The organism is Halorubrum trapanicum, assembly GCF_002355655.1.
In the GTDB taxonomy this organism is placed as follows: domain Archaea; phylum Halobacteriota; class Halobacteria; order Halobacteriales; family Haloferacaceae; genus Halorubrum; species Halorubrum trapanicum_A.
On record NZ_AP017569.1, the window covers coordinates 1,642,127 to 1,663,447 of the forward strand.

The following is a 21,321-nucleotide window of genomic DNA, read 5'->3' on the forward strand; positions in this document are numbered from 1 at the left end:
TGGTCCGATGACCGATACCGGAGACACCGGAACTGACGACACCGGAACTGACGACACCAGAACTGACGACACCGGAACCGAGGGTCCCGCGAGTACCGGACGAATCTTGGACGGCGTCACCGTCCTTGACCTCTCGACGTTCGTCACCGGCGGCTTCTGCTCGGCGATGCTCGCGAACCAGGGCGCGGAGGTCGTCAAGATCGAACAGCCCGGCTACGGCGACGCGGTCCGCCACTCCGGCCCGCCGTTCATCAAGGGGGAGTCGCCGTACTACTGGACGCTGAGCTACGGGAAGAAGAGCCTCGAACTCGACCTGAAGAACGAGGACGCGAAGGAGGCGCTGTACGAGCTCGTCGAGGAGGCGGACATCTTCATCCAGAACTTCCGCCCGGGCACCGCCGAGCGGCTCGATGTCGACTACGACACGCTCACCGACCACAACGAGGACCTGATCTACCTCGCGATCTCGGCGTTCGGACAGACCGGTCCGTGGCGCGAGCGATCCGGCTACGACCTCCTCATCCAGGGGATGAGCGGGATCATGAGCGTCACCGGCGAGGCGGACCGGCAGCCCGTGAAAGTGGGCCTCCCGATGACCGACCTCATCACCGCGATGTGGGCCGCCTTCGGCGCGACGACCGCGCTCTACCGCCGCGAGCAGACCGGCGAGGGCGAGTACATCGACCTCGGAATGTTAGAGGCCACCCTCCCGTGGCTCACCAAGCAGGCCGGGATGGTGTTCGCGGGCGAGGAGACGAAGCGCATGGGGACGAAAGACCCCGTCCTCGCCCCCTACCAGACGTTCGAGACGAAGGACGGGTTCATCAACATCTGTATCCTCAACGAGAAGCTCTGGGGCGAGCTCTGCGAGGCGCTCGACCGCCCGGACCTCCCCGAGGACGACCGGTTCGAGCAGAACGCGGACCGCGTGGAACACTTAGACGAGCTCGAAGCCGAAATCGAGGCCACCCTCGCCGAGAAGACGACCGACGAGTGGATCGAGGTCATCGCCGAGGACGCCGGCGTCCCCGCGGGTCCGGTGTACAGCGTCGAGGAGGCGCTCAACAGTCCGCAGATCGAGGCCCGCGGCACCGTCTCCGAGATCGAACACCCCGAACTCGGCGAGGTGCCCGTGATCGAACACCCGCTCAAGTTCCGCAACGCCGAGAGCGGCTTCGAGCTTCCGCCGCCGCTGCTCGGCGAACACAACCGCGAGGTGTTCCGTGAGCACGGCTACTCGGAGGCCGAGATCGACCGCCTCGCGGAGCTGGGCGTGTTCGGCGACGACGCGGACGCTGACGACTGATGGCGTCGTCTGCGACCGACTCCACCGAGGTCCGCGTCAGCGGCGTCGGTATGACGCCGTTCGAGAGCGACTCGGGGCGCTCGCTCACGGACCTGGCCGCCACCGCCGCCGAGCGCGCCCTCGCGGACGCCGCGGTCGACCCGGCCGATGTCGACGCGCTCCACTTCGGCAACGCCCTCGCCGAGGCGTTGGACGAGAGCACGGGGCTCGCGAACGCGCTCGCGGCCGCGCTCGGGCTCGACGGGGCCTCGGCGGACCGGATCGAGAACACGAGCGCGACCGGCGCGAGCGCCTTCCACCGCGGCGTGGCCTCCCTTCGGAGCGGCGACGCAGACGCCGCGCTCGTCGTCGGCGCCGAGAAGATGTCCGCGGGCGACACGCGGGACGTCACCGAGGCGATCAGCCGCCTCGTCCACCGCCGCGAGTACGCGCAGGGGGTCACGCTCCCCTCCTTCGGCGGCCTCGCCGCCGGCGCCTACCTCGAACGTCACGACGCGCCCCGCGAGGCGTTCGCCGCGGTCGCCGCCAAGAACCACGCTAACGCGGTCGACAACCCAGTCGCGCAGTTCCGGAAGTCGATCGACGTCGCGGACGCGCTCGACTCCCCGGTCGTCGCCGCGCCGCTTCGACTGTACGACTGCTGTCCGATGTCCGACGGCGCCGCCGCGGTCCTGCTGACTCGGGCCGACGCCGACCGCCCTTCCTCGGCCTCCGAGAGAGACGCCGACCGCGTCTCCCCCGCCGTCGCCGGAATCGCGAGCGCGACAGGGACTCACGCCGTCGCCGAACGCCCGGATCCCCTCTCTATCGACTCCGTCCGGACCGCCGGCGAGCGCGTCTTCGACCGCGCCGGAATCGCCCCGGACGACGTCGACGTCGCCTGTATCCACGACGCGTTCACGGTCCTCGAACTGATCGAATTCGAAGAGCTCGGCTTCTACGAGCCCGGGACCGCGTGGGAGGCGACGCTCGACGGCGACACCGCGCTCGACGGCGACCTCCCGGTCAACCCCGGCGGCGGGCTCAAGGCCCGCGGCCACCCCCTCGGCGCGACCGGCCTCTCGCAGATCGTCGAACTCGTGTGGCAGCTGCGGGGGGACCTCCCCGCGGGCCGCCGCGTCGACGGCGCGGAGACGGCGTTCGCGATCAACGTCGCCGGGTTCGGGAACAACAGCGTCTGTACGGTGTTGCGCGCGTGACGGATTCGAACGACACTCCTCCGGAAGAACCCGGCATAGCCACCGACCGCGACCTTCCCGCGGACCACGCTTTCGCCTGCGCTGACTGCGGGCGACGCTGGTACTACGACCGACGCCGCTGTCCGGAGTGCGACCGCTCGGCGGGCGACGCCGCGACGGTTCGACTCGAAACGGGGGCGGTCGTCGCGACGACGACGGTCGAGACCACGCCACCGGACGTCCGCGCGCCGAACCACCTCGCGCTGGTCCGGTTTGACGAGGTCCAACTGATCGCGCAGGCCGCCGACGGCGACCTGTCTCCCGGTGATCGCGTTCGATTCGACGGTTCTCACCGGCTTCGCGACGAACGCGAGCGGACCGACCCGCGGCTCGTCGCGGTCGACAACTCCTGACGACGGGGACCGATTTCGACTGGAAACCGATTTCGGCTTGAAACTGGTCTCGACCTAAAATCGATCTCGACGGGAAACACCGGCCGAAAAAGGCGACTGCCCGGCTACTCCGTCCGTTCCAGCGACTCGAAGATGAACTCGTCCATCGCCTTCCGGGCCTCCTCGGGCGCGTCCTCGTGACCGAGCGAGATCCGGCGCCCGCGCGCGGCGTGGATGACATCGGTCACCAGCTGACCCATCCGCTCGGCGTCGACATCGCGGAAGACGCCCTCTTCTATCCCCTCCTCGACGACTTCGACGATGCTGCCGCGGAGGCGGTCGTAGTGCTCGTTGAACACCTCGCGGTGGTCGCCGTCGTTTTGCGCCTGCGTGTACAGCTCGTGGTACACCTTCATCCGGTCCCAGTGGCTGAACTCCTCGAACTCGGGCCCGAACAGGCACTGATCGACGCGGGCGCGCAGTTCGGTCCGCGGGTCCGCGTCCCCGTCGACGACGACGCTCCCCTCGTACTGGTCGATGATGTGTTCGAGGAACGAGGACATGAGGTCGTACTTCCCGTCGAAGTGGTAGTGGATCACCTGCCGCGTGAGGTCCATCTCCTCGCCGATGTCGCGCATCCGGAGGTCCTTGTAGCCGTGCTTGCTCAGCGCGCGGAACGTCGCCTCCATGATCACCTCCTTCGTGTCCTTGGAGGACACCGTCTCGTCGCCGCCGTCGACGTTTTCGCTCGGGGACTCGGCGGACTCTTTCGCCGATCCGCCCTGTGATTCGCTCATACTGACACTCTACGTGTGAGGTACATAATACGATTGCCTCTCTCGACCTACGTTGCCCAGTCATTTACCGTCCGGTAAAGTTTTAACCTCTTGGTCAAACCCTATTATCGAACATGACACAGACGATCGTGCGAAACGGGACCGTGGTCTCGCTCGACCCGGACGTGGGTGAGTTCGAGGAGGCCGACGTCCTGATCGAGGACGGGGAAATCGTAGAGGTCGGAACCGGGCTTGCGGCGTCGAACGCGGAGGAGATCGACGCGTCCGGGAAGATCGTCGTCCCCGGCTTCGTCGACTCGCACATCCACCTCGCGCAGACGCAGGTACGCGGGATCGCCGGCGACTGGTCACTCATGGGCGAGTACTTCGACCACATGCTCGGCAACATCACCGGGCTCTATCAGCCCGAGGACATGTATCTCGGCGGCCTCTACGGCGCCTTCGAGAAGCTCTACACCGGGACGACGACGGCGCTCGACTGGTCGTACCCCAACACGCTCGAACACGGCGAACGCGCTGTCGACGCGCTGCAGGACACCGGCCTGCGTGCCGTCTACACCTACGGCCCGCCGGGCGACGACGCGGCGAAGTGGTGGTACGAGAGCGACGTCGGCCTCCCCGAGGCGAAGATCCGGAGCCTCCACGAGGAGAAGATCCGCGACGACGACCTGCTCAGCCTCGCGCTCGGGCTCCGCGGCCCGGACTTCTGCACCCCCGAGACCGCCCGGGAAGACCTCGAACTCGCCCGCGACCTCGGCGTCCTCTCGACGATCCACATGGGCGCGGCGCTGTGGCCGTCCTCGGAGTACGGCGACGACTACCAGGGCTTCGGCGCCATCGAGGACATGCTCGGCCCCGACGTCAACGTCGCCCACGGGAACCACTTCACGCAGGAGGACATCGACCACGCCGTCGAGCAGGGGGTCTCCTTCTCCTCGACGCCGGAGGTCGAGATGCAGATGGGGCACGGCATCCCAGTCACCGGGAAGGTGCTCGAAGCGGGCGGCCGCCCGGCGTGGGGCGTCGACGTCTGCTCGAACGTCAGCGGCGACATGGGGAGCCAGATGCGGATCGGGCTGCAGCTCCAGCGCATGTTCGACAACCAGGCGGTCTTGGAGGGCGACGAGGAGGTCACCGAGGTGAGCATCTCCGCGCGCGACACCTTAGAGATGGCCACGATCGAGGGCGCGAAGGCGCTCGGGCTCGACGACGAGATCGGAACGATCACGCCCGGCAAGCGCGCCGACCTCGTCCTGTTCGACGCCGACGACTTCATGACCGCCCCCAGCCACAACCCGGTCCAGACCGTCGTGTTCCAGACCGACCCCTCGCACATCGACACCGTCCTCGTCGACGGCGAGGTCGTCAAGCGCGACGGCGAGCTGACGAACCCGAAGGTCGACGAGGAGTTCGACCGCTTCGTCGCTTCCGGCGAGCGCCTCCTCGACGAGGCCGGGATCGACCTGTAACGTCACTGACCGACGACACCCACACTTCACATGCGAATCGGACAATACCGAACGACGGACGAACAGACACCGTGGCCCGGCGTCGCGACCGACGACGGCGTGGTCGACCTCGCCGAGGCCGGCGCCGCCGCCGGAATCCACGTGCCCGACCGAACCAGCGACCTCCTCGCCGACTGGGAGTGGCGCCGGAAGGCCGACCTCGCGGTCGAACACGCCGCGGAGACGGGGGTCGGCGTCCGCGACCCCGCCGACCTCCACCGCGCCGCCCCCGTCGACGACCCGCAGAAGGTCGTCTGCGTCGGGCTGAACTACCGCGACCACGCCGAGGAGGGCGACAACGAGATCCCGGACGAACCCGTCCTCTTCTCGAAGTTCCCCACCTCGGTCGTCGGCCCCGACGACGCGGTCCGGTGGGACCCCGAGTACACGGAGAAAGTCGACTACGAGGCCGAACTGGTCGCCGTGATCGGCGAGCGCGCCCGCCGCGTCGACCCCGAGGACGCCCTCGACCACGTCGCCGGCTTCACCGTCGGCAACGACGTCTCCGCGCGCGACCTCCAGCACGGCGACGGTCAGTGGGTCCGCGGGAAGAGCCTCGACACCTTCGCCCCGACCGGTCCCGACCTCGTCACGACCGACGAGATCGACGACCCCCACGACCTCGAGATCTTCGCCGAGATCAACGGCGAACGCCTCCAGGAGTCGTCGACCGAGAACCTGATCTTCGGCGTCGACGAGCTGATATCCTTCTGTAGTCGGGCGTTCACGCTCGAACCCGGCGACCTCGTCTTTACGGGCACGCCGCCCGGCGTCGGTGTCTACCGCGAGCCCCCCGTGCTGCTCGGCGACGGCGATTCCGTTACTATCGGCGTCGAGGGCGTCGGCGAACTCACGACCGAGTTCGAGACGGAGTAGACTTCTCGGCTCGTCGGAGTTTATAAATGATCGCCGGCGTGGCGGCCCCGTTGAAGCTGGGTTCTTCGGACGCGTTCGTACATCCTAACCAAGCTACAAGTGTCCTCGTGCTGTTACACCGCCAATGGAAGATCTGTATCTCTACACCGGCTCATTCGCCGTAATCGGAACCTCGATGGGAGGGCCAGCGGTAGCGTCGGTCGCCGCTGGCGATCGCAGCATCCCGATACTGCTCATGGCGATCGGTGGGGTTGGAATGCTCGCCGTCGCCGGCTACGAATCGCTTCAAACCGACCCAGAAGAGTTCACTGCCTCTCCTATCGTCCTTCTGGCGTTGGTCGGTGCTGCCTGTTTGACTCTTCTCGGAACAGTACTCCCTGTGGTGACTGATTTTTAAGTGGCCTCGATTGACCGAAATCGGAACAGCTTCTCTGCCGAGAATTTCAACGGAGCCCGTATAGCGAATTCCTCTACAGCTCCGGCCGTTCATTTATAAATAGTTGATCACAGATCGGCGGTGAGTTCCTCCAAAGCCCCAGTCGCGAGGGTGCCGTACGCTCGCTGTCGTTCGAAAGGCGCAGTGCGCCTTTCGTGATGACGAGAGAGCTCCGCTCTCTCGAACCACGCGCTTCACTCGGTCGCTCACTGCGTTCGCTCCCTCGTTCCAGTGCTTGCGTCGTCATCAGAACGCTTCGCGTTCTGATTGGCTCACGAGAGCAAAGCTCTCGTGAACGCCTACGTCGCCCTCGCGACTGCCCCTTTGAGTCCCACCCCGTACCGCACAGCACCGCAGCCTCACACCTCCCCAGCCTCGCGGTTCGCTCAGGGCTCCCTGCGGTCGCCCCTCGCTCACCGCGTCCCTCGCGGACTGGCTCGCGGCCTCCGCTTCGCTCCGGCCGCTCGCAGGCGCAGCGAGGCGCGACGCGCCTCTGGCAGCCGCCGGCGACGCCACCGCCGGCTGTTTATAAGCGACCGTCGGAACCGCTGGCGACTATTTAAATACTGAATCGCTGCTACCGATCTGCGATACTCACTCCCGTTCTCGCTCGTCGCTATGTTCGTACAGATCGGAACCACTCGGAATACGCCACTTTTTGAGGACAACGTGCCTGAAACATCGAATTCTAACCGCGGCAGTCCGTCCTACTCGACCCAGTTCATCGGCAGAGTTTTGACACTGTTTCGTAATGGGAATTGTATGCCTAATAAGAAAGAGTCGATCTCGATAGAGCTGCGATATCCATTTCCGGAGGATCGGGTGTTTCGATACCAAGCGATGGAGGACGTTCTTGCGGTTCTCATCGATCAGCCATACGCGGCGTACTCGATGAGCGAACTCGCGGGTCTCACGGGAGCGAATCAGGGGACGATCTCGAAGGCGGTGAAGCTGCTTTCCGAGCTTGATGTCGTCGAAACGGCACGGGACGGTCGGACCCGGCAGGTCCGGATCAACCGCGAGCGGCTCACGAAACCGGATCCGATTCTCTCGATCCCGCAGAGCGAGTTCCACCACCCGGTCCGGGCCTTCCTCCAACGAGCCCAAGAGGAGCTGGACGGGGTAGTCGGTGTCGTCCTATTCGGCAGCGTCGCTCGGGGGGAAGCGGATAGGACCAGCGACATCGACCTACTGGTGGTCGTCGACGGGGACCGAACGGCCGCTCGTCGGACCGTCCAGTCGATCGTCAGCGACCTCGAGGACCGACGGTTCGAAGGGAACCGCTACACCTACCAGCCGCTCGTCGAATCGACGGACAGCGTCCGCCGAATCGGCGACGAGCTCCGTCCCCAGTTCGACGACGGCATCACGTTGGTCGATTCCGACCGCCTCTCAGAGCTCCGAACTGAGGTGTACAGCGATGAATGACGATATCCGGGATCGATTGGCGGAGGCCGAGCGGAGCTTCGAGGGCAGTCCCGGAACGATCGAGGAGGGTCTGGACGTCGACGACGCGGAGCTGGTCCAACTTCGCCGTGCCTGCCGGCTGTTGGAGGTCGGATCGAACCTCCTCGACCGGGGGTACTACACGGTCGTAATCGAGTCGGCGTTCGTCGCCATCGAGCGCACGATTCAGTTCCGGCTGATCTACGACGGAGCGATGTCGCCCTCGGAGGTCATCAGCAGCCACCGACGGCTCTACCAACGCGGGGCCGAGATCGGTCTCTACGACGACGCCTTCGGGGACGACCTCGCCGAGCTGTGGAACCGGAACCGAACGGAGACCTACTACAGGCTCGGCATCGCGACGAAGGAACAGGCCGAGACAATGTCCGGGCTGGCCGGGGGTATCCACCGACACCTCGTCGACGTGACTCGGGTGTCACACGAGTGTCCCTGTCGGGGGTAGCTCCCTCGAACCGCAGTCCTCGTCGCTCTCTTCGTTCGCGACCCGCTCGCACGGTCGTCTCACGGCCGGCTCCCGGGCACACACCGAGGCGTGTCGCGCCTCTTAAAGACGACTCAGAGCCGCCGGCGATGCCACCGTACCGCGAACTCATTTAAATATCCGACTCCGCCAGCCCGAACACGTCCCGCGGGTTCTCGTACACGACGGTCCGGATGTCGTCGACGTCGATGCCGTAGCGGTACAGCTCGAATATCGCGCGCTTCACCGCGTACGGGTCCGTGCGCAGCACGTTCGCGGTGTCGGTGTCGATCATGATCCGCTCCGGGCCGTACTCGTCGATGGCGTTCGCCACGTCGGCGGCGTCGACGCCGACAAGCCACGAGTGGCCGATGGTGTAGCTCAGGTAGCAGTCCGTCTCGGTCATCAGGTACTCGGTGTTGTTCGCGTCCGCGTGCGAGGCGACCACGCGCTCCTCGTCGAGGCCGGCGTCGGCGGCCGCCCCCACGTCGCGCTTCACGGCCTCCAGCGCCGGGTTCTCGCCGTCGAGGACCGGGTCGGTGCCGAGGCCCGCGTTCTTCTCGTACCCGGGGGTCACGCCGAGGTCGTCGCGGTACTCCCGCTTCGCGTCGGGCGTCGTGTTCGGCGTGTGGAGCAGGACGGGGAGGTCGTGGTCGGCGGCCAGCTCCATCTGCGCCCCGACGACCGCCTGCTGTTCGTCGACGTCCCAGCGCTCGACGTGCTGGCTCGGGACGACGCCCGTCTCGCCGACCGCGACCACCTCGTCGAGCGCGCAGTAGTCGTCCATCGCGGCCAGCAGCTCGTCCGGGTCCTCGATCCGGACGCCGGTGTGGACGCCGAGGCTCAGCTTCGCCTCGAAGAAGTGGTTGCGCTCGATCGCCCGCCGGCGGTTGATCGCGTCGTCCCAGAGGAAGCGGATGTCGCTCGCCTCGACGGGCTTGTAGGGGGTCCAGTGATACCCCGACGACACCATCACCATCGACCGGCACCCCGACAGCGCGTACCGCTCGCGGTCCTCCCACGAGAGCGTGTGCGCGTGGTTGTGCGGGTCGATCCACGGCAGGTTCAGCAGCTCGGTCGGGAGGTCGGGTTCGGACTCGGACTCGTCGAGGTACGCGGCGTCCGTCGGGCGCGCGGTGGCCTGGGGCGCGGTCATGCCTCCACCGTCGTCCCCCGGCCACTTAGCGTTTTACAGATTGGTAAAACTTTATTGCCCCTCCGACTCACTCTCGGATATGACACTGTTGATCGGGACAGACTCCGGGCTGTACCGAGCCGACGACGTCCCCTTCGAGCGCGACGAGCTCGACCCCGTCCTCGACTGCGGGGTCGTCACGGCCGTGAAGTCGTGGGACCACACCGAGGGCGTCTTCGTCGCCGCCTCGACGGGCGCGTACCGCTCGCTCGACGGCGGCGAGACGTGGACCGACCTCGAGGTCCCCCTCGGCGACCGATTCTGGCACGCCGGGACCAGCGAGGTGTGGTCGATCCTCGCGACCGCGGACGGCGCGCTGTACGCCGGCACGAACGACCCCTACGTCTTCCGCTCGGTCGACGGCGGCGAGACGTGGACCGAGCAGAAGGGGTTCCGCGAGCTGCCTTCCCGCGGCCACTGGGAGTCGCCGATCGACCCCCACTACGCCCGATTGCGAGCGCTCGAAGCGGTCCCCGGTCGACCCGACCACCTCATCGCGGGCGTCGAGGCCGGCGGGATCCACGTCAGCCGCGACGGCGGCCGCACGTGGTCCGACCACCGGGACGCCATCGTCGACGACGTCCACCAGATCCTCCCCATCTCGGAGGACGTCTGGCTGGTCACCACCGGCTACCTCGACCACAATCTGGAGAACCTCGGACTCGGCCACGCGGTCGGCGAAGGCGGCCTGTGGCGGACGACCGACGCCGGCGAGTCGTTCGAGCGGCTCGACGTCGGCAACGACTTCTCGTACATCCGCCGGGTGTTCGTCCACGACGGCCGGGTGATCTTCTGCGGCGGCGAGGAGGCGCCCCCGGCGTGGGTGAACGACGACCACGAGGTGGCCTTATTCGAGTCGACGAACTTCGGGCGCGACTTCGAGCGCGTCGAGTTCCCCGGCGAGCCCCACGAGATAATCGAGACGTGGGCTGTCCACGACGGCGACGCGGTCTGCGGCTCCGGCCTCTTCGACGTGCCCGACGAGCGCGACGACGTGACGGGCCGGATCATGCGCCGCCTCCCCGGCGAGGGGGACGAGGGCCCGACCTACGAGACGGTCGGCCGCGTCGACGCGAACGTCAGCCGGATCGAGGTGGTCTGAATGGCGGACGAGACCGGTTCTCCCGACGAGTCGGATGCGGACCGGGGTCGCGACGCGCCGTCGCTGCTCGGCCGCTCGCTGTACGGCGGCGTCCTCGCGTACATGGCCGTCGACGGGTTCAGGAACAACGACAAACGGGTCGCCGTCGCCGAGGAGAAGGGCGTCCCGATGCCCGACGTGCTCGTCCCGTTCGTCACCGGAATGCTGCTGGTCGCCAACCTCGGGATCGTCCTCTGGCGGCTCCCGCGGGCGGCCGCGGGCGCGCTCGTCGTCTTCTTCCTCGGGACGACGCCCGCGATCCACGACTTCTGGACGATGGAGGGGAAGGAGCGACACGGAAACAAGATCAACTTCCTGAAGAACCTCGCGCTGCTCGGCGGCGCCCTCGTCTTCCTCGACGCCGCGAGCGAGGACAACGAGGAGTAGCGCGGCCTCGACGTCCCGGAACGCTCGGGCGCGGGCCGCCCGCGGTTTCGTTTAATATTTGTGTAACTTCCTTCGTCCTCCGTCGATTTCGACCTCGTCCGCCGCCGAGCCCCCGGATCGGGATGTCTGACGCAGTTCTTAAGTGAGAGGGGCGTGGAGCCTACCGTAATTCCCCGAACGGGCGTCGAGCGTCGGATCGAACGGCGTCGCGGAAACGAACGCGGTGTTCGGGTAACCCACACGGACTGGAGGTCAGGATGGGACTGCTCACGAATCTCAGAGACAGCATATCGCGGGTCACGGACGGCCTGTTCGCGGCCGACGAGCCCAAGCGGATCGGGATCTACGGACCGCCGAACGCCGGTAAAACGACCCTCGCCAACCGGATCGCACGCGACTGGACGGGTGACGCCGTCGGCCCAGAGAGCCACATCCCCCACGAGACTCGCCGGGCCCGCCGGAAGGAGAACGTGGAGATCGAACGCAACGGGCGGACGGTCACCATCGACATCGTCGACACCCCCGGGGTGACGACGAAGGTCGACTACAAGGAGTTCCTCGACCACGACATGGAGAAGGACGACGCCGTCCGCCGGTCGCGCGAGGCGACCGAGGGCGTCGCGGAGGCGATGCACTGGCTCCGCGAGGACGTCGACGGCGTCATCTACGTGCTCGACTCCACCACCGACCCGTTCACGCAGGTGAACACGATGCTGATCGGGATCATCGAGTCGCAGGACCTTCCGGCGCTCATCCTCGCGAACAAGACGGACTTAGAGGGGTCGGACGTCCAGCAGATCGCGAACGCCTTCCCGCAGCACGAGACGATCCCGCTGTCGGCGCTGGAGGGCGACAACATGGACGAAGTGTACACCAAGATCGCGGAGTACTTCGGCTAATGGCCGGCCCGAAAGCCAACGTCGACGCCGCGGACGACCCCGACGACGGCGACGACTCCGGTGACGGCGTCCGGATCGACATGATAAGCGGCGCGCGGATGGAGGGGCTCACGAGCATGGAGAAGATCCGGCTCATCCTCGACGGCGTCCGCGACGGCAACATCGTCATTCTCGAAGAGGGGCTCTCCCCGGACGAGGAGTCGAAGCTCATCGAGGTGACGATGACCGAGATCAGTCCCGACGACTTCACGGGCATCGAGATCGAGACGTACCCGAAGGCCGAGGCGGGCGATCAGAGCTTCCTCGACAAGCTGATGGGCCGCGAGTCGACCCAGAAGCTCACCGTCATCGGCCCGGCGAACCGCATCGAGACCCTCCACAAGGACGAGAACCTCATCAGCACGCTCGTCTCCCGCAAGTAGATGCCCCACCAGTGTACCTCCTGCGGCCGGACGTTCCCCGACGGCTCCAAGGAGATGCTGTCGGGCTGTCCCGACTGCGGCGGGAACAAGTTCCAGTTCAAGCCCGCGGGCGCGACGGGGGAGGCCGGAGCCGACGAGGGCGGCCGGGCGTCCGGGTCCCCCGCCGACGCGGCCGACCCCTCCCCGCCGACTCCCGAGGACCGGCCGGCGCCGACGCCGGACGACGGCGCCGCCGATCCGACGCCGAGCGACCCCTCGGACGCGACGCCGAGCGACGCCGCCGCGAGCGCCGACGCCCCGGCCGAATCCGACGGCACGGAGCAGATCGCGGACCGGAGCGACGAGGACACCGCGCAGGCGAGCGCCCGCTCCGAGGTGGTGTCGCCGGACGAGCTCGACCGAGCGAGCCGCGACGTCGAGCCCGCCGAGACCCCGCCGGCCGAGGAGGGGCCGGAGCCGGGCATCGACGCGCTCCGCGACGAGCTCAACGACCAGTTCGAGAGCATCCGCATCGTCAGCCCCGGCCAGTACGAGCTCAACCTGATGGAGCTGTACGACAGACAGGAGTACATCATCTCCCTCCAGGAGGACGGCCGCTACGTCATCGAGATGCCCGACGCGTGGGGCATTCAGGACGAGTGACGACCGACCGACACCTCCTGGCTCGACGCCCCGCGTCCACTCGTTCCCGACACCGGCCTCGTTGATCGCGCGTTTCGTTTCTCCCGTCTGTGCGGCGTCGATCCGGTCGATCCGTCGATTCGGGCGACCCTTGTCGAAGAGGATACTGTTATCCGGCTTCCTCCGCTACGGAGTCGCATGTTTACCGATCGATTCCGCCGACCGGGCCGGGACTCCGGCCGCGGTCCGGGCCGCGCCGTCCCGCTCGCCCGCCGCCGACCGCACCCCGGACGCCGAGCGTCTCGGACTCCGGACGAGGTAGCCGCATGCGCGTAATCGCCAAGTTCGGCGGCACGAGCCTCGGGAGCGGCGACCGGATCGAGCGCGCGGCCGACTCCGTGGCGAGCGCGGTCGCGGCCGGCCACGAGATAGCGGTCGTCGCGAGCGCGATGGGGTCGACCACGGACGACCTCCTCGACGACATCACCTTCGAGACGGACGACGCCGACCGCGCCGAGATCGTCTCGATGGGCGAGCGCACCAGCGTCCGCATGCTGAAGGCCGCGCTGTCGGTCCGCGACGTCGAGGCCGTCTTCCTCGAACCCGGGCACCCCGACTGGCCGGTGATCACGGACGAGCGCGGCGAGGTCGACGTCGCGGAGACGAAGAAGCGCGCGCGGCAGATCGCCGCCGAAATGGACGGCGTCGTCCCGATCATCACCGGGTTCCTCGCGGAGGACCACGACGGCAACGTCACCACGCTCGGTCGCGGCGGGTCGGACACGACCGCGGTCATGCTCGGCAACTACATGGACGCCGACGAGGTCGTCATCGTCACCGACGTGGAGGGCGTGATGACCGGCGACCCGCGGGTGGTCGAGGGCGCGCGCAACGTCGGCCAGATCACCGTCGACGAGCTCCGCAACCTCTCCTTCCGCGGCGCCGAGGTGGTCGCGCCCTCCGCGCTCTCGTACAAGGACGAGGACCTCGACGTCCGCGTCGTCCACTACCAGCACGGGGACCTGCTCCGCGGCGGCACCCGGATCGAGGGCGAGTTCGAGAGCCTGATCGACATGCGCGAGGAGCCGCTGGCGTGTCTCACCATCGCGGGCCGGGCGATCCGCAACCGGCCGGGGATCCTCTCCGAGCTGGCGAACGCGCTGCGCGCCGAGGAGATCAACATCGACGCGGTCGCCTCCGGGATGGACTCGGTCACCTTCTACGTCGACGTCGACGTCGCCGAGACCGCGGAGGCGCTGCTCCACGAGGCGGTCGTCACCGACGAGGCGCTCTCCTCGGTCACCGTCGCCGACCCCATCGCCGTGATCCGCGTCACGGGCGGCGAGCTCCCCAACCAGTCCGGCGTCATCCAGGACATCATCGCCCCCATCGCGGACGCCGGCATCAACATCATCGACCTGATCACGAGCGCGACCTCCGTCGCGGTGTTCGTCGACTGGGACGACCGCGAGGAGGCGCTCGAAATCGTCCAAGACCGGTTCGACTGAGTCAAACGTCCCTGTTCGACGCTTAGACGGCCGAGTTCGACTCTGTCGAAATCCTTCATACCAGATAGGAAACGGCTGCCGAATACAGCGGGTGTAGTCATCGCGGGAACTAGGTTATTTACTCTATTTTGATCTTGAATCAGCCGATAGAATACGCGTGTGAATGTATTATGACAGTGTCCCCACTATTCTTAAGTTGGGATGAAAGATGCTATATCTGTCTTTGTGAGATACAACAGCAATATATGTAACAAAACGCCCATAACAATTGAGTAGGTGAAGTTTGCAATAGTTCCTGTTAAATAATAACTGGTGTCCCCAGTATCAATATCATCAGCCCTGACAATTGATTTAGCCGCAAATATCACTCCTAGAGCTGTATATGCTTGTATTAGCATGAGTGTGAGGATAAGAATATTCTCAAGTTTGCCAATTGCAGTTCCAGTATCCTTCTGATCATCATCTATTTCAACACCCGCGTACCGGAATACGTAGTTTACTACCCAAGTGCTAGAAAAATGTAATAAAATATACCATAATAGTATAAATATTATAAGTGAAATTTGGTGATTCAGAGCATGGATGAGTATTGAACCACCGTTGCCGGCCTCCTGGAATGATATCGAACTGTTCATAGTATTATTTTCTGGAAAGGCATTATCAATTTATCTGGTCATAATTTTCCAAGATTTTTGAGAGTCTACGTTCTACACCCAAAACCTGTTCAACATTTGATTTATTCAAATGGTAAGATACTGTTTGTGCCGAAATGTTGGCTTCCTCTGCTATTTCCGACTGACTCTTCGATTTATCGTATTGACGGACAACATCCATCGTCGTATCTCCCCATTCAGAACGTATGATTTCAAGTAGGTTTATTTGGTCAGACACCAGAGTGTCAATATATTCTGAGTTTCCGCTTAATTGAAACTTTAATTCATTATTTTCAAGCTCAAAAAGAACTATATCGGCTCTTGCAAAGGCTGGCCCGTCCATCTGAGAAATGTCCGATGCTCCTTTGTTCACATCGATTTTATCAGTGACCGCCGCCATTCTGAACTGTTCTGGATAGAGAGTTCTTGAGAAGATCTTCTGGATATCCGCAATTGGTTTGACCGAGTTGAGAACAGCTCCAAACTCATCAATTCCTTTGAGTACGTCAAACTCGGCCCGCATACTGTCTTGATATCTCTGATTAGCCTCTGAAATTGCGGTATCCAACCTCTCTCTGAACGCTTCTCTGTCCTCTATTTTCTGTGAATCTACTACATCCGCGAGCACGACGCAGTACTGTTTTGTCACGTTCTGATTCATTCAATCATTCTCTTTGAAACTGCCTTTCTAAGATGTTTCCTTTGATTCTGGCCCTTCCACATATATAAATCTGGGTGGTAAATTGGCTTTGAGATAATGTTATTTCTATGAATGGTCCAATACTTTATACTTCTGAGCGCGGTTAGATATTCCTTCCACATCCACTCTCCACAACTTTCTTTTTATATAACCACGAAAGTGTTGTATACACTCTCTGTGTTGACCGATCCGGAACAGTTGAATCCTTACGCGGTTCCGTGCGAGACTCACGCGCTCTATTCAGCAGACCCTTGAATCCGGATTTTATCCGTCTCCGGCCCTCAGCCGCCTTCTTCGGGGTCGAACCGGTACCGCGTCGTCGGCGCGCCCTCGATCCGCGGTCCCGAGCCGACCCCCGCGAACCCGACGGCCTCGGCCGCGTCGATCGCGGTCCCGTCGGTCGGGAGGACGGCCTCGACCGTCATCCCCTCCCGGGTCGCGAACCGCACCGGCTCCTCGAACAGGCGCTCGACCGCGTCGGGGTCGCCCTCGACGTTCGTCACGTGGACGGTCCCGTCGCGCACGTCGAACGCGACGAACCCCGCGACCGCGTCGACCGGGGTGTCGGCCTCGTCGTCGGCGCTCCGACCAGCCGGTTTCGCCCCGTCGCCCGCGGGGTCGCGCCCGGTCGACTCGGCCGTCACCGCGACCCGGACCGACCGGTCGTGGATCATGTTCCGGACGACGCCTTCGGGTCGGCCGGTCATCGATCCCAGGGCCGCGGCGTCGGCCTCGACCGCGTCACGAACTCGCATACCTCCGCACTCTCGCCGGGCGACATAAAATCGCCGCACGCTCGCCGCGACCGGATGATTTTAACGACCGGCGGACGCAGGAACGCGCATGTCCAAATCAACGAAGATCGTGGTCGGAACGGTCGGCGTCTCGGCCGTCCTCTCGGTGCTCATCGTCCTCTCGTACGTCCTCGCCTGATGTTCTCGTCCCGGTCGCTCGACGACGACCTCGCGGCGGTCCGCGACCGCTACGCGCCGGGGTCGCCCGTCCTCGACGTCGAGTCCGACTTCGAGACGCTCCCGCCGGCCGCCGCGGAGGACCTCGGCCTCTTCGTCGACGCGCTCGACCCCGCGTCGTACCCCGCCGACTGGCTTCCCGAAGCGGTACCCGACCTGCTCCGGAAGCACGCCGGGACGCCGTTCACCGTCGGGCTCCCCGGCGACGGGACGGTCGTCCGGACGACCCAGACCGACCCCCAGGCCGTCCTCGTCAAGCGGCGCGCGGAGGGGACCCCCGACGACTTCCTCGCGTTCCTGATCGCCGAGCGGCTGGTCCAGATCGACTGCGAGCCGGCTTCGGGGGCCGTCAACGGCAGTAATTCTTCCGACCTCCCCGAGTCGTTCCTCCCCTTCTTCGGCGAGCGCTACCGCGACCTCGACGCCGCGATCCGCCGTCCCGACCCGGAGACGGGCGAGTCGACCACCGGGTTCGGCCCGACCGACGTCTTCCAGGTCGCGAACGCGCTGTTCGACGCGTGGGTCGGGCTCCACACGCGCGACGAGTTCACCTCGTGGGAGGGGGAGTACCCCCGCCTCTACGACGCGTGGGTCGACGCCGGCGAGCGGCTCTCCGGCCGGCTGGGCGACCTCTCGGGCGAGGTCGCGCGCGGAGGGACCGACTTCCCGAGCGCGACGGAGTACGCCTGCTCGGCGGTGAAACACGACCTCGACCTCCCGGCGCCGTACGGCGCGCTCGACACGACCGCCTACCGGGAGCGCGGGGCGGACTACGCGGTGGCGTGGGCGGAGAAGACGTTCGCGGCGCTCGTCGACGAGGAGGAGTGACGAGCCCCCCGGAGCGAAAGCGGGGCGCCCGCGGCGAAGCCGCCGCTCAGACGTCGACGACGACGTTGCCTTCGCCGTCGAGGTCGATGACGCCGTCGAACAGCTCGCGGAACCGGTCGAGCGTCGCGACCTCGTGGACCTCCTCGGAGAGGTGGAAGATCCCGACCGCGTCGTGCTCGTCGAGGAGGTCGAGGATCTCGGCGGCGGCCTCGTACACCGCGTCGTCGTCGGCGTAGTACGCCATCTCGGTGAGCGAGTCGACGGAGACGCGGCGCTTCCCCTCGTTCTCGGTGAGGAACCGCTCCACGCGGTCGACGACGCCGTCGAGGTCGTCCGGCGCGGAGACGTAGTAGACCTCGTCGGACGTGCGCCGCGAGTAGCCGCGCTCGACGGAGAGCGTGTCGAGGATGGTCGCCTTCGTCTCGTCGACGTCGTAGTACTCCAGCTTCTGCTCGACCTCGCGCGCGGTGGTCCGCGTCGAGACGACGAGGAAGGCGTCGGTGTCGGTTTTTAAGAAGTCGGTGTCGATCCGGTCCGTCTCGCCGATGCTCGGGTGGACGAGGAGGAGTCCGGTCCCGCCCGGTATCGTCTCCGGCCCGTTCTCGACGGCGAGGGAGTAGTCCATGGGATCGGAACTCGCCGGACCGACTTAACGGTGCGGGCCGGAGCCGTCCGAGACCGTCGGACGCGGCCGGGCCGCCCGCGTCGCGGTCGGCCGGTGTCGTGTGCGCCAGCCACTCACACCCCACCGTTTCGTTTGGAGATTCCGACACGCACGGGACCGCTCCCTCGACGCCGGCTCCGACGCGGCGGTCGGTTTTTTTGCCCCGCCCGCCGTCGGTGCGTTCGATGCCCGGGCACGACACCGCGCGCGACGTCTATCGGCAGGCGCTCCCGGTTATCGCCGTCAGCCTGATCGCCGGGCTGTTCGCGGGGACGATACTCGCCTCCGAGACGATGCGCGCGAACATCGCGGAGGTCCCCGGCCTCCTCCTGCTGCTGCCCGCGTTCCTCGCCACCCGCGGCGGGGTGTACGGCTCGCTCGGCGCCCGGCTCTCGACCGGGCTCCACCAGGGGCTCATCGAGCCGCGGTTCCGCCCGGACCGCCGGCTCACGAACGCGGTCGTCGCCTCCTTCCTCAACGGGATGACCGTCTCCGTGTTCATCGCGGTCGTCACCTACCTCACGCTCGTCCTCTTCGGCGACGGCGGGAGCCTCTTCCAGCTGGTCGGCGTGATGGTCGTCGCCGGCTTCCTCTCGGCGGTGCTGATGATCTCCGTGCTCATCTCGGTCATCTTCGTCGGCTACCGCCGCGGGCTCGACCCCGATAACGTCATCGGGCCGGTCGTCACGACCCTCGGCGACGTGTTCGGGGTGTTCTTCCTCCTCGTCGGAGTGGCCGTCGTGGGGGCCGTCTCGTGACCGAGCCCCGGTCGACCCCCGTCGACGAGTGGTCGATACGGCGGATCGTCCGGACGATGATCCCGCTCTTGGCCGCGCTGTCGGTGCTCCAGCTCGTCTCCGGCACCGTGTTAGAGACCTACGAGGCGGTCCTGCTGCGGTATCCAGCCCTCCTGGTCCTCGTGCCGGTCCAGATCGGGACGGCCGGCAACCTCGCGTCGATCACCTGCTCGCGGCTCACGACCCAGCTGTACCTCGGGACCTACGAGCTCAGCCCGTCGAACCCCGCGCTCCGGGCGAACGCGGGCGCGGTGTTCGCGCTCGCCGCGACCGTCTTCGGCGCCGTCGGCGTCGCCGCGTGGGCGATCGGGCTCGCGCTCGGCGGGTCGCTCGCACTCGGCCGAGTGCTGCTGATCTCGCTGGCCTCCGGGCTGGCGCTCGCGGTCCTCGTCGTCGTCGCCAGCGTCGCCGCCGTCGAGGTCTCCTACCGCGTCGGGCTCAACCCCGACGACACGACGATCCCCGTGGTGACGAACCTCTGTGACGTCGCCGGGGTGTTGATCCTCTTCGCGGTGGTCTCGGTCGTGCTGTGAGTCGGGTCCCGGTCGAACCGCGGGCCGATCAGAACACGCTGTCGGCGGTCGCGGCGCCGACGACGCTGAACACCGCGCCGACGGCGACGGCCTTCGCGGTCGTCGCCACGACTTCGCCGTCGCCGATCCCGCCCTCGACGAGGAACGTGTGGGGCGCGTCGAAGATCAGCGCGAGCAGGAGTACGGAGCCGAACGCGACCGTCATCAGCGAGACGAACCGCGTCGGGATCCCGACGAGGTCCGGCTCCTCGTCGACGTCGCGGCCGGTGTCGGCCCGGTACAGCGCGGCGTACCCGATCAGCGCCACGAGCCCGGCGGTCACGGCGGCCTGGATCCAGTTCATCCCCGCGGCGAGCTCCCACACCTCCGCGGTGACGACGAACGGGCCCGCGAGCAGGAAGCCGCCGACCGACTGCTGGGCCATGTCGGCCACCCGGAAATTCGGGCGGCGGAGCGCTCGCGGTCGCTTCATACCCCCTAGCGGAACGGGAGCCGGTAAAACACCGCCGCTTTTCACCGCTCTCCCCGTTCGGCCGGTATGAGCGTTCGCGAGGAGTTCGACGAGTGGGCGGCGAGCGGGAAGGACCGCGGGATGGAGGACCGACACTGGCACACCGCGAAACACGTCTTGGCGCGGATGCCGGTCGAGGACGGCGACGCGGTCCTCGATTTAGGCACCGGCTCGGGCTACGCGCTCCGCGCGCTCCGCGAGCGCGGCATCGGCCGCGGCTACGGCCTCGACGGCGCGCCCGAGATGGCGAACAACGCCCGCGGGTACACTGACGACGGCGCGGTCGGGTTCCTGGTCGGCGACTTCGACGAACTTCCCTTCGCCGACGACGCCCTCGACCACGTCTTCTCGATGGAGGCCTTTTATTATGCGAGCGATCCTGTCCACACGCTCGAAGAGGTTCGTCGGGTGCTGAAGCCGGGCGGGACGTTCTACTGCGCCGTCAACTACTTCGAGGAGAGCGAGACGTCCCACGCGTGGCAGGAGAACATCTCGGTCGAGATGACGCTGTGGTCGCGCGACGAGTACCGCGAGGCGTTCCGCGAGGCCGGGCTGTACGTCGCCGAGCAGGACGCGATCCCGGACCGCGAGACCGAGATTCCGGAGGCTTCGGAGTTTCCGACCGAGGGGTACGAGACGCGCGAGGCGATGGTCGACCGCTACCGCACGTGGGGGACGCTGTTGACGGTCGGCGTGGCACCTTGATCCGGGTTTATAAATGGGCGGCGGCGGCGCGGTAATTGCCTCCAAAAACTGCGTAGTCTATTTATAAATAGCCGATCGCAGTTCGGCGGCGATCACCTCCAAAGCCCCGGCCGTTTACTTATAAATAGTTGACCGCGGATCGCTGGAGAGTGCCTCCAAAGCCCCAGCCGTGAGGAGGGCGCACGCTCGTTGCGCGCTTCAGTCGCTCACTTCGTTCGCTCCTTCCAGTGCTTACGTCGCCTGCGCCCTCCTCACGGCAGCGTGGCGCTACGCGCCACGGGCAACCGGCGGCGAAGCCGCCGGTGACTGCCCCTTTGAGTCCCACCTCCACCGCTCCGCACAGCACCTCACGCCTCCCCAGCCTCG

The 21,321-nt window shown here is 66.0% G+C and carries 26 protein-coding genes; 19 read left to right on the forward strand and 7 right to left on the reverse strand.

Going from position 1 to position 21,321, the window contains the following annotated elements; translation table 11 throughout:
- The first annotated feature begins 7 nt into the window (after window positions 1–7).
- From CPZ01_RS07915 to CPZ01_RS07925, 3 genes are read left to right on the forward strand one after another with little or no spacing between them, the layout of a single operon-like run.
- Window positions 8–1,306 (forward strand): CaiB/BaiF CoA transferase family protein, encoded by a 1,299-nt coding sequence (locus CPZ01_RS07915; RefSeq protein WP_096394215.1) that lies wholly within the window; start codon window positions 8–10, stop codon window positions 1,304–1,306.
- Window positions 1,306–2,505: a thiolase C-terminal domain-containing protein gene (locus CPZ01_RS07920; RefSeq protein WP_096394216.1), complete on the forward strand. Its 1,200-nt coding sequence runs from the start codon at window positions 1,306–1,308 to the stop codon at window positions 2,503–2,505. Before CPZ01_RS07915 ends, CPZ01_RS07920 begins: the two co-directional genes overlap by 1 nt.
- Window positions 2,502–2,897 (forward strand): PhlB family protein, encoded by a 396-nt coding sequence (locus CPZ01_RS07925; protein WP_096394217.1) that lies wholly within the window; start codon window positions 2,502–2,504, stop codon window positions 2,895–2,897. Before CPZ01_RS07920 ends, CPZ01_RS07925 begins: the two co-directional genes overlap by 4 nt.
- Before the next feature lie 104 nt (window positions 2,898–3,001).
- On the opposite strand, the gene CPZ01_RS07930 is transcribed toward CPZ01_RS07925, so the two are convergent.
- Window positions 3,002–3,673 (reverse strand): TetR/AcrR family transcriptional regulator, encoded by a 672-nt coding sequence (locus CPZ01_RS07930; RefSeq protein ID WP_096394218.1) that lies wholly within the window; start codon window positions 3,671–3,673, stop codon window positions 3,002–3,004.
- Between the two features lie 113 nt (window positions 3,674–3,786).
- Here CPZ01_RS07930 and CPZ01_RS07935 point away from each other — a divergent pair, with 113 nt between their 5' ends.
- The 5 genes from CPZ01_RS07935 to CPZ01_RS07955 all read left to right on the forward strand — a co-directional run bounded on the left by CPZ01_RS07935 (window position 3,787) and on the right by CPZ01_RS07955 (window position 8,402).
- The gene (locus CPZ01_RS07935) at window positions 3,787–5,142 is read left to right on the forward strand and encodes an amidohydrolase family protein (RefSeq protein ID WP_096394219.1); all 1,356 of its coding nucleotides are present in this window, start codon (window positions 3,787–3,789) and stop codon (window positions 5,140–5,142) included.
- 30 nt (window positions 5,143–5,172) lie between these two features.
- The gene (locus CPZ01_RS07940) at window positions 5,173–6,057 is read left to right on the forward strand and encodes a fumarylacetoacetate hydrolase family protein (RefSeq protein WP_096394220.1); all 885 of its coding nucleotides are present in this window, start codon (window positions 5,173–5,175) and stop codon (window positions 6,055–6,057) included.
- A gap of 124 nt (window positions 6,058–6,181) precedes the next feature.
- Window positions 6,182–6,454 carry a hypothetical protein gene (locus CPZ01_RS07945; RefSeq protein ID WP_096394221.1) on the forward strand — a complete coding sequence of 91 codons (273 nt, stop codon included), beginning with the start codon at window positions 6,182–6,184 and terminating at the stop codon, window positions 6,452–6,454.
- 657 nt (window positions 6,455–7,111) lie between these two features.
- A complete protein-coding gene (locus tag CPZ01_RS07950) occupies window positions 7,112–7,921 on the forward strand; it encodes a nucleotidyltransferase domain-containing protein (RefSeq protein ID WP_231899158.1) in 810 nt (269 codons plus the stop codon).
- The gene (locus CPZ01_RS07955; RefSeq protein ID WP_096394223.1) at window positions 7,914–8,402 is read left to right on the forward strand and encodes a hypothetical protein; all 489 of its coding nucleotides are present in this window, start codon (window positions 7,914–7,916) and stop codon (window positions 8,400–8,402) included. Before CPZ01_RS07950 ends, CPZ01_RS07955 begins: the two co-directional genes overlap by 8 nt.
- Before the next feature lie 151 nt (window positions 8,403–8,553).
- Here CPZ01_RS07955 and CPZ01_RS07960 read toward each other — a convergent pair whose 3' ends face one another.
- Window positions 8,554–9,576, reverse strand: coding sequence for a TatD family hydrolase (locus tag CPZ01_RS07960; protein WP_096394224.1), 1,023 nt, complete (start codon window positions 9,574–9,576; stop codon window positions 8,554–8,556).
- Between the two features lie 79 nt (window positions 9,577–9,655).
- Here CPZ01_RS07960 and CPZ01_RS07965 point away from each other — a divergent pair, with 79 nt between their 5' ends.
- From CPZ01_RS07965 to CPZ01_RS07990, 6 genes are all read left to right on the forward strand, one after another.
- Window positions 9,656–10,717 carry a beta propeller repeat protein gene (locus CPZ01_RS07965; RefSeq protein WP_096394225.1) on the forward strand — a complete coding sequence of 354 codons (1,062 nt, stop codon included), beginning with the start codon at window positions 9,656–9,658 and terminating at the stop codon, window positions 10,715–10,717.
- Entirely contained in the window at window positions 10,718–11,143 is a 426-nt protein-coding gene (locus CPZ01_RS07970; protein WP_096394226.1) for a DoxX family protein, read from the forward strand.
- 257 nt (window positions 11,144–11,400) lie between these two features.
- Window positions 11,401–12,042, forward strand: coding sequence for an Era-like GTP-binding protein (locus tag CPZ01_RS07975; protein WP_017343511.1), 642 nt, complete (start codon window positions 11,401–11,403; stop codon window positions 12,040–12,042).
- Window positions 12,042–12,464: a DUF2073 domain-containing protein gene (locus CPZ01_RS07980; RefSeq protein ID WP_096394227.1), complete on the forward strand. Its 423-nt coding sequence runs from the start codon at window positions 12,042–12,044 to the stop codon at window positions 12,462–12,464. The genes CPZ01_RS07975 and CPZ01_RS07980 overlap by 1 nt, the downstream gene beginning before the upstream one ends.
- On the forward strand, window positions 12,465–13,106 hold the full coding sequence (locus tag CPZ01_RS07985; protein WP_096394228.1) for an OapC/ArvC family zinc-ribbon domain-containing protein: 642 nt from the start codon (window positions 12,465–12,467) through the stop codon (window positions 13,104–13,106).
- A gap of 305 nt (window positions 13,107–13,411) precedes the next feature.
- A complete protein-coding gene (locus tag CPZ01_RS07990) occupies window positions 13,412–14,593 on the forward strand; it encodes an aspartate kinase (RefSeq protein WP_096394229.1) in 1,182 nt (393 codons plus the stop codon).
- A gap of 191 nt (window positions 14,594–14,784) precedes the next feature.
- On the opposite strand, the gene CPZ01_RS14990 is transcribed toward CPZ01_RS07990, so the two are convergent.
- From CPZ01_RS14990 to CPZ01_RS08000, 3 genes are all read right to left on the reverse strand, one after another.
- On the reverse strand, window positions 14,785–15,228 hold the full coding sequence (locus CPZ01_RS14990) for a hypothetical protein (protein WP_157745941.1): 444 nt from the start codon (window positions 15,226–15,228) through the stop codon (window positions 14,785–14,787).
- Window positions 15,229–15,253: 25 nt separating this feature from the next.
- Window positions 15,254–15,907: a SatD family protein gene (locus tag CPZ01_RS07995; RefSeq protein WP_096394230.1), complete on the reverse strand. Its 654-nt coding sequence runs from the start codon at window positions 15,905–15,907 to the stop codon at window positions 15,254–15,256.
- A gap of 320 nt (window positions 15,908–16,227) precedes the next feature.
- Window positions 16,228–16,701: a hypothetical protein gene (locus CPZ01_RS08000; protein WP_096394231.1), complete on the reverse strand. Its 474-nt coding sequence runs from the start codon at window positions 16,699–16,701 to the stop codon at window positions 16,228–16,230.
- A gap of 88 nt (window positions 16,702–16,789) precedes the next feature.
- On the opposite strand from CPZ01_RS08000, the gene CPZ01_RS15790 reads away from it, so the two are divergent.
- On the forward strand, window positions 16,790–16,879 hold the full coding sequence (locus tag CPZ01_RS15790) for a hypothetical protein (protein ID WP_463605020.1): 90 nt from the start codon (window positions 16,790–16,792) through the stop codon (window positions 16,877–16,879).
- Window positions 16,879–17,745 (forward strand): DUF7089 family protein, encoded by an 867-nt coding sequence (locus tag CPZ01_RS08005; protein ID WP_096394232.1) that lies wholly within the window; start codon window positions 16,879–16,881, stop codon window positions 17,743–17,745. Before CPZ01_RS15790 ends, CPZ01_RS08005 begins: the two co-directional genes overlap by 1 nt.
- 46 nt (window positions 17,746–17,791) lie before the next feature.
- Here CPZ01_RS08005 and CPZ01_RS08010 read toward each other — a convergent pair whose 3' ends face one another.
- The gene (locus CPZ01_RS08010; RefSeq protein WP_096394233.1) at window positions 17,792–18,370 is read right to left on the reverse strand and encodes a DUF7090 family protein; all 579 of its coding nucleotides are present in this window, start codon (window positions 18,368–18,370) and stop codon (window positions 17,792–17,794) included.
- A 224-nt stretch (window positions 18,371–18,594) separates the two neighbouring features.
- Here CPZ01_RS08010 and CPZ01_RS08015 point away from each other — a divergent pair, with 224 nt between their 5' ends.
- Both CPZ01_RS08015 and CPZ01_RS08020 read left to right on the forward strand, forming a co-directional pair.
- Complete coding sequence (locus CPZ01_RS08015) at window positions 18,595–19,167, forward strand: magnesium transporter (RefSeq protein ID WP_096394234.1); 573 nt, start codon at window positions 18,595–18,597, stop codon at window positions 19,165–19,167.
- Entirely contained in the window at window positions 19,164–19,739 is a 576-nt protein-coding gene (locus CPZ01_RS08020; RefSeq protein ID WP_096394235.1) for a magnesium transporter, read from the forward strand. The genes CPZ01_RS08015 and CPZ01_RS08020 overlap by 4 nt, the downstream gene beginning before the upstream one ends.
- A gap of 28 nt (window positions 19,740–19,767) precedes the next feature.
- Here the strand turns inward: CPZ01_RS08020 and CPZ01_RS08025 are convergent, their stop codons facing one another.
- The gene (locus CPZ01_RS08025; protein WP_096394236.1) at window positions 19,768–20,211 is read right to left on the reverse strand and encodes a DUF2391 domain-containing protein; all 444 of its coding nucleotides are present in this window, start codon (window positions 20,209–20,211) and stop codon (window positions 19,768–19,770) included.
- Window positions 20,212–20,277: 66 nt separating this feature from the next.
- Here CPZ01_RS08025 and CPZ01_RS08030 point away from each other — a divergent pair, with 66 nt between their 5' ends.
- The gene (locus CPZ01_RS08030; protein ID WP_096394237.1) at window positions 20,278–20,955 is read left to right on the forward strand and encodes a class I SAM-dependent methyltransferase; all 678 of its coding nucleotides are present in this window, start codon (window positions 20,278–20,280) and stop codon (window positions 20,953–20,955) included.
- Window positions 20,956–21,321: the final 366 nt, after the last annotated feature.